The following is a 6,294-nucleotide window of genomic DNA, read 5'->3' as shown; positions in this document are numbered from 1 at the left end:
AGAAGTGGATATCTCGCTTAGGCAACGCAGGTGGAAACTATTACACAGGAATGGGTGGAGCTGGATTAGGAGGAAGCAGTCCGTTTTTTAGACCAGATATAGATCAGGTTATTAATACGGATGGTTATTTCGGTGCAATGCTAAATAGTCTAAGTATTAGTTCTTTTAAGTCTGGAATGGATAGGCTGGAAGCATTTTTGGGTTTGGGTCAGCAAGTGGCAGGTCTTGCTGATGCTGTTCCAGGCATTGGTGGGGAACAGAAAATAGAATTAGATACATTCAGAATTTGGACCACTCAAGCTACTGGTATTCAGCGATGGAGTGACGGCTCTGTGATGGGCTCGGGTATAAAATATAAAAATGTTCGTGCTTTTAACTTAAGTAAGAGAGCATTTGATTCACTAAATAAGGTTAAAACAGATTCTAATAATTATTGGAATCGTCAAATTATAAAAGAAAGAAAGAAGTAATGAGATTTTTTTACATTTTGGTAATTATGTTACTTATGAACTGTCAAGATAAAGAGAAAATTATAAAACATTTCCCTGATGGAAGGATTAATTATATAATAGAAAAAGAAGGAGCCAACAATTTGATAACTTCTTATGAAGGCAATCCCACCGCTCTGATGAAATTGAAATTTAAAGATGATCATTTTCTTGACACCATTTATTATTTTGAAAAAAACACACCTGAATTTATTGTTATTGACAGTCTTAGTGGTCCGTATTTCTATGGCACCTATTATTCGATGTATGATGATAAAAGAATTCAAGAGCAAGGAAGTTATAGATTCAAAAGGAATGTAGATTTTAAGAAAGTCATTTCAAGTATGCTACCTATAGGAAATCATTATCGTTACAATGAAAATGGTTCTGTCTTAGAGGAAACACAAGTAGTAATACGAAATGACAGCGTATATTTCACAAAGAGAGAGCCCTAGACGAAATGAAAATATCTGGTATCTTATCATTTGTATTATTGGTGACCCTATCGTGTAATTCCACACCGGAACTCCATCGCATATACGATGGGAATGGATATATAGCATCAGAAGGAAAGTTTGCAAAGAATCAGTTTACAGATACAATCTTCGTCTATAAGAAAATAGATGATGAGGGATATGATGAACATTTCGACAGAATAATTGTTATAGACAGTACTATAGGTCCATTTTATTATGGAACCGAATTAGTGCTGGAGAAATACACTCATAAATTGTTCTCAAGAGGTTCTTACAGGTTCAGGCTACACAAAAATCCAGACGAAAGTTTTAAAAGTCGTTTGCGTGAAGGGATTTTTACAGTATATGAGAGGGATGGAAATATTTACTCTGAAGATGACTATAAAATAAAAGATGACAGTTCGTATATACAGATTAAAACAACTGCCGAAAACTGAGGCTCTCATTAGCATGAGAAATGAAATGCGTTGGAGCCCCCTCCCGCTGCCGCGCGTTTGCATCGCGTGGTAATAATCATCGAATGATGGAGCAACCGTGTAATAAAACAGAAAAGAGATGATGTACATCACAATCCTGCTGTGGCAGCCGGTTTGGTTTTTAGGGCAGAAGATGGACACACGAAAGGATTGACTTTGTCGAATTGCATTTCGTACGGCAGCACGGGGGTGAAAACTGTAAGTCCGAAATTACCGCAAAACGGTCAGATTAAATTACCCAAGTTAATTACATTTTAATATGAAGTCTTCCTTATTTATAGTATTGTTGTTATGTTCACACATAGTTTTCCCCGCTACCGCGCGAATCTTTCGCGTGGCAGATATTAAAAGACACCCGCCCGCAAGAAACCCAATTCAACACAAGCTCCTTTCCCATGCTTAAAGTGATCTCACAGCCACTATAAAGCGGTCATTGCCGGACAAATCCCGGAGGAGGTCGGCTTGCATGCTGTCCGAAAACAATTCCAGGGTCTGCCGCCCCAGCTTCTGATTGATTTCCAGAAATACCAAACCTTGTGCAGTGAGGTGTTGCCGGCTGTCTGCAGCGATTTTCCGGTAAAACAATAACGCATCTTCCGTGGGTGAAAACAGCGCCATGTGCGGCTCAAAATCCTTCACCGGCTTTCCGATTTCCTGCGTTTCGTCCCGGCCTATATACGGCGGATTCGAAATGATGACATCAAACGATTCGTCCAGTTCGGTGTTCAGATAATCGGCCAGTACAAAGTCCACAGCGGTTCCGTGGTGTGCGGCATTCCGGCGTGCTACGTCCAGCGCTTTTTCAGAATAATCCATGGCTTTCACCTGCGCATCGGGAAAATTTTTCTTTAAAATAATGGGAATAACGCCGCTGCCGGTACCGATGTCCAATATCTTCAAAGGACGTGAGTTTCCAAAATGAGCGGTGATTTTTTCAATGGCCAGTTCCACAAGTTCCTCTGTTTCGGGACGCGGAATCAGCACATTTTCATTGACCTCAAAATTCAGTCCGTAAAATACGGCCTCGCCGGTGATGTGCTGGTAGGGTTTACCGGTCTGCAGTTCAGAAATAACCTCCCGGAACTGATTCAGCTGCGCTGCACGAACCTCCTCACCGGCGTTCAAACGCAATTGGAACCCGTTGATATTCAGGATTTTTTCTGCGAAAATACTGAAGAGGGCTGCGCTTTCGGAGGCAGCATACCGTTCTTTCAGTTCGGTATCAAAATAGCGGCGCAGTTCGTGAATGGTCATGGTCTCAGCGGGTAAATACCAGTTTTTTGTCGGTAGAGCGCTCTTCGTCTATCAGGTACCCTTCCAGATTGAAAGATTTTATCTCGTCCAGCGTTTTCACCTGATTTTCTGCACAGAACCGGACCATCAGCCCGCGGGCATGTTTGGTGTACACCACAATGGTTTTCGGCTTTCCGGATTTCATTTCATAAAATTCAAAATCAATGACCGGAGCTTTCAGTTCTTTTTGGTTCAGTACTTTGATGTATTCGTTGCTCGCCAGATTCAGAATCAAATCTTTGCGTTTCAGTTCACTGTTCAGTTGTGCGGTGAGTTTATCGGTCCAGAATTCATACAGATTTTTATACCCGTCAAATTCAAAATGACGGCCCATTTCCAGGCGGTAGAGCATGATGCGGTCAGATGGTTTCAGCAGTCCGTACAGTCCGGAGAGCATGCGATAATTTTTCTGAAGATAGGCTACTGCTTCCCGGCTCAGCGTGGGCGCATCCAGGCCCCGGTACACTTCGCCGGTAAAGGCAAACAGAGCGGGAGCACTTTCAGACGGGCGGGGACTGGCTTTCCAGTTCTGGTTCCGCTCCCAGTTTTCATCAGCCAGTTTCGGCGAAATCTCCATGAGGTCCATCAGGTATTTTGGCGATTTTTCTTTGAGGTAAGACTGAATGTGTGCCGCTTCGTCAATGAATCGTGGGGTACTGGTTCTCAGAAATTCGGTGGAATTGCTGATGTTCATGAGCTTGGCAGGAGAGGTGATGATTTTCATAGGTTGCAGGTCAGATATCCGGAATCAGATATCAGAGGTTTAATTTTTGAAGTGAAAATAATGTTAAAGTTCGCCTTTTCCTTCGCGGATGATTTCCGGTTCGCCGCCGGTAAGATCTACGATGGTGGATGCGATATTGTCGCCATATCCGGAGTCAATCACCAGATCTACCAGGTTTTCATATTTTTCGGCAATCAGCTCGGGATCGGTAGAGTATTCCAGAATTTCATCATCATCCTTTATGGAAGTAGAGGCAATGGGATGCCCCAGTTTTTCTACAATCATCTGCGGCACGGCATGATCCGGCACGCGGATTCCTATGGTTTTATTGCCTTTATAGGCGGTGGGCAGATTTTTACTGGCGTCCATAATAAAGGTAAACGGTCCCGGAATTTTACTTTTCAAAAACCGGAAAACCGACGTGTCTATGGGTTTGGTAAAGCCGGACAGGTGGCTCAGATCATTACAGATAATGGAGAACCGGGCTTTTTCCAGTTTGATTTTTTTCAGTTGGGCCAGTTTTTCCATGGCTTTGGTATCAAAAATATTACAACCCAGTGCGTACACGGTATCTGACGGATAAATGATGAGTCCGCCATTCTTCAGAACAGTAACTACCTCTTTGATAAGGTTTTCCTGAGGGTTTTCGGGATGAATTCTTAGAATTTTTGCCATACACAAAGTTAGCAAAAAATTGATGAATAAAGAATTTTTGCCAAAAATTTGGACATTCATAAAATAGTTGTATATTTGCACCACAATACCGCGGGGTAGAGCAGTAGGTAGCTCGTCGGGCTCATAACCCGGAGGTCGCACGTTCGAGTCGTGTCCCCGCTACTACACAAAGAGAATCAGCAGTGGTTCTCTTTTTTTGTGGGTTGGGGCGGGTTTTAAAACTTTGATATTCAGTGTGTTGTATGATTTTTAGGATCAGGAACAAATCTTGGAAATCAGGCTGGAAGTTCTGATTATGAATGTGGATTGCTGCCTTTCAAGTTTCCGTTTCTATCACGATGCTATTACGGTTCCACCTTCGCCATCAGTTTCAGAAAAGCATTCCATACAATGTCCGGCCGCTCGTGGTGCATGCCGTGTGTGCATTCATTCGTGACTTCTGCATGTACATTTGGAAAGGCAGATGCCCACTTCAGATGCTCCTGCACCCAGAGTTTCTGCGATTCGGTATTGCCCTCAAGGAGTTTTGCCGGATCCAGAGATTTTCCGTTTTCATATTCCTTCAGGGATTGCAGCACTGTTGCACTGTCCTGCGCCCGGGATGAAATCAGCATATAAGTGGGAATGTGCAGGGGCACACTGTTGTCGCCATAGTTGGATTCGTTGATCGCGAAGTTAATTTCATGATAGCAGGGATGCTCTGCAGTGAGGGATTTTAACGGCGACATATCCAGTTCAAAATTTTGAGGGAAATTATTCCGGTAATTCCGGTAAAAATCGGCTGAATTCAGCGGATCAAGCAGTAATATTCCTTTCACATCTTCCGGATTAGCTCTGGCAAAGGCTTTTACATAATGGCCGCCCAATGAATAGCCAACCTGGATATACGGCCCTGAAATCCGTGCATTACGCAATGCGGTGTTAAGTTCCGCAGTCACCTGACTGGCGGTGCGCTCCGGATTTCCCCTTTCCGACTTCCCGATGAATGCCCGGTTATACGTAACCACTGTATGATGTGCGGCAATAGAGTCATCCAGCTTATTCCACTGTTCGGCCATACCGCACAATCCGTTTTCCATGATGACCGTATAGCCATTTTTGTTGCCCTTTTTTAATAGGTGAAGGTTAAAACCACCGGCATCAGTCGCTATAGTGTCGGTCGGTATTTTTTGTTCGACTTTCGAATGGTGTTGGGCAAACATGGGTGCTGACATGAAAATGCAAACCAGAACTGCTGCAAGGGGAAAGTGGTGCAGGACGGATCTTTGGGTGAAGACATGAAGAGCCATGGTACATTGTTTTTAAAGGTTGATTGTAAGAATAACACGTGCCACTGCGAACCATGAAGTGCGGGGCAGTCAGTGTTCACATCTTTTTTCTGTGCTCCGGAGGCCGGAAAAGCAAAGTAAATTTAGCAATAAAACAAAAGCGAAACTATTCTTTTTTTCGTTCCTTGTGATGCGTATGGTGCAGAAAACGAAGGCTGAAAGTCGGGAATGTGTAATGAAAGTTGTTAGTGAGGACATAATTATCGTCTTTGATTCATTATGTTGTTGATTTTCAGAGGTGATGCGTGGCTTGTGGTTTTACTGTTAATGATCAAGCTAAAAAATCATTAATTAAATAGGATAAAAACATCCTAATTAAAAAATTTTGTATAACTTTGTCCAAAGAAAATCAGAGAAGATGTTTTCCAAAACCTGTACATACGCTTTGCGGGCCATGATTTACATCGCAGGGAAATCAGGAGAAGGGACTGTAGTGAATATAAAGGAAATCGCAGCGCAGATCAATTCACCGGAACTTTTTATTGCCAAAATTCTCCAGCGTCTTAGCAGAAAAGGTTTTTTGCAGAGCTCAAAGGGCAGGTATGGTGGCTTTTACATCTCAGACCGCGAAGCCGGACATTCCCTCGCAGACATTGTGGAAGCTATAGACGGTGACCGCGTTTTCCGGGGCTGCGGTCTGGGACTGGCATTTTGTTCCGAAACCAATCCCTGTCCCATACATCATGATTTCAAAAAAGCCAGGGACCAGCTGTATCAGATGTACGGCCGCATTACCCTGCAGCAATTCAGAGACGGTTATGCCGACCAGGAACTGCTGCTGAAAAGAACCTGATTTTTTTTAATGATTAAAAGGATAAGAAAGTCTTAATTAAA

General features: G+C 43.1%; 8 protein-coding genes and 1 tRNA gene. 5 read left to right on the top strand and 4 right to left on the bottom strand.

The features are described from left to right. The 3 genes from LKO26_RS03545 to LKO26_RS03535 form a co-directional block, all read left to right on the top strand. On the top strand, nucleotides 1-470 hold a 470-nt coding region (locus LKO26_RS03545), incomplete at its 5' end, for a hypothetical protein (protein ID WP_227586460.1). A gap of 35 nt (nucleotides 471-505) precedes the next feature. Further along, a complete protein-coding gene (locus LKO26_RS03540; protein WP_227586459.1) occupies nucleotides 506-943 on the top strand; it encodes a hypothetical protein in 438 nt (145 codons plus the stop codon). Between the two features lie 5 nt (nucleotides 944-948). After that, a complete protein-coding gene (locus LKO26_RS03535) occupies nucleotides 949-1,401 on the top strand; it encodes a hypothetical protein (protein ID WP_227586458.1) in 453 nt (150 codons plus the stop codon). Between the two features lie 438 nt (nucleotides 1,402-1,839). Here LKO26_RS03535 and prmC read toward each other — a convergent pair whose 3' ends face one another. The 3 genes from prmC to LKO26_RS03520 form a co-directional block, all read right to left on the bottom strand. Continuing rightward, nucleotides 1,840-2,694, bottom strand: a complete 855-nt coding sequence (prmC, locus tag LKO26_RS03530) for a peptide chain release factor N(5)-glutamine methyltransferase (RefSeq protein WP_227586457.1) — start codon at nucleotides 2,692-2,694, stop codon at nucleotides 1,840-1,842. 4 nt (nucleotides 2,695-2,698) lie between these two features. Then, nucleotides 2,699-3,457: a peroxide stress protein YaaA gene (yaaA, locus tag LKO26_RS03525; protein WP_227586456.1), complete on the bottom strand. Its 759-nt coding sequence runs from the start codon at nucleotides 3,455-3,457 to the stop codon at nucleotides 2,699-2,701. A 63-nt stretch (nucleotides 3,458-3,520) separates the two neighbouring features. After that, nucleotides 3,521-4,132, bottom strand: a complete 612-nt coding sequence (locus LKO26_RS03520; protein WP_227586455.1) for an L-threonylcarbamoyladenylate synthase — start codon at nucleotides 4,130-4,132, stop codon at nucleotides 3,521-3,523. A gap of 89 nt (nucleotides 4,133-4,221) precedes the next feature. Between LKO26_RS03520 and LKO26_RS03515 the strand changes: the two genes are divergently transcribed. Continuing rightward, nucleotides 4,222-4,294: transfer RNA gene (locus LKO26_RS03515), tRNA-Met, on the top strand. Nucleotides 4,295-4,476: 182 nt separating this feature from the next. On the opposite strand, the gene LKO26_RS03510 is transcribed toward LKO26_RS03515, so the two are convergent. Continuing rightward, nucleotides 4,477-5,421: an alpha/beta fold hydrolase gene (locus LKO26_RS03510; protein WP_227586454.1), complete on the bottom strand. Its 945-nt coding sequence runs from the start codon at nucleotides 5,419-5,421 to the stop codon at nucleotides 4,477-4,479. A 397-nt stretch (nucleotides 5,422-5,818) separates the two neighbouring features. On the opposite strand from LKO26_RS03510, the gene LKO26_RS03505 reads away from it, so the two are divergent. Then, nucleotides 5,819-6,253 (top strand): RrF2 family transcriptional regulator, encoded by a 435-nt coding sequence (locus tag LKO26_RS03505; RefSeq protein WP_227586453.1) that lies wholly within the window; start codon nucleotides 5,819-5,821, stop codon nucleotides 6,251-6,253. Nucleotides 6,254-6,294: the final 41 nt, after the last annotated feature.

Origin of the sequence: Chryseobacterium sp. MFBS3-17 (genome assembly GCF_020687745.1) — a bacterium.
Lineage (GTDB): Bacteria > Bacteroidota > Bacteroidia > Flavobacteriales > Weeksellaceae > Marnyiella.
This window is presented reverse-complemented; position numbering and strand designations above follow the sequence as displayed.

Excerpts from the sequence above, each read along its gene's own strand:
- LKO26_RS03540 (WP_227586459.1), top strand. The coding sequence starts at position 506 with ATGAACTGTCAAGATAAAGAGAAAATTATAAAACATTTCCCTGATGGA.
- LKO26_RS03535 (WP_227586458.1), top strand. The coding sequence starts at position 949 with ATGAAAATATCTGGTATCTTATCATTTGTATTATTGGTGACCCTATCG.
- prmC (WP_227586457.1), bottom strand. The coding sequence starts at position 2,694 with ATGACCATTCACGAACTGCGCCGCTATTTTGATACCGAACTGAAAGAA.
- yaaA (WP_227586456.1), bottom strand. The coding sequence starts at position 3,457 with ATGAAAATCATCACCTCTCCTGCCAAGCTCATGAACATCAGCAATTCC.
- LKO26_RS03520 (WP_227586455.1), bottom strand. The coding sequence starts at position 4,132 with ATGGCAAAAATTCTAAGAATTCATCCCGAAAACCCTCAGGAAAACCTT.
- LKO26_RS03510 (WP_227586454.1), bottom strand. The coding sequence starts at position 5,421 with ATGGCTCTTCATGTCTTCACCCAAAGATCCGTCCTGCACCACTTTCCC.
- LKO26_RS03505 (WP_227586453.1), top strand. The coding sequence starts at position 5,819 with ATGTTTTCCAAAACCTGTACATACGCTTTGCGGGCCATGATTTACATC.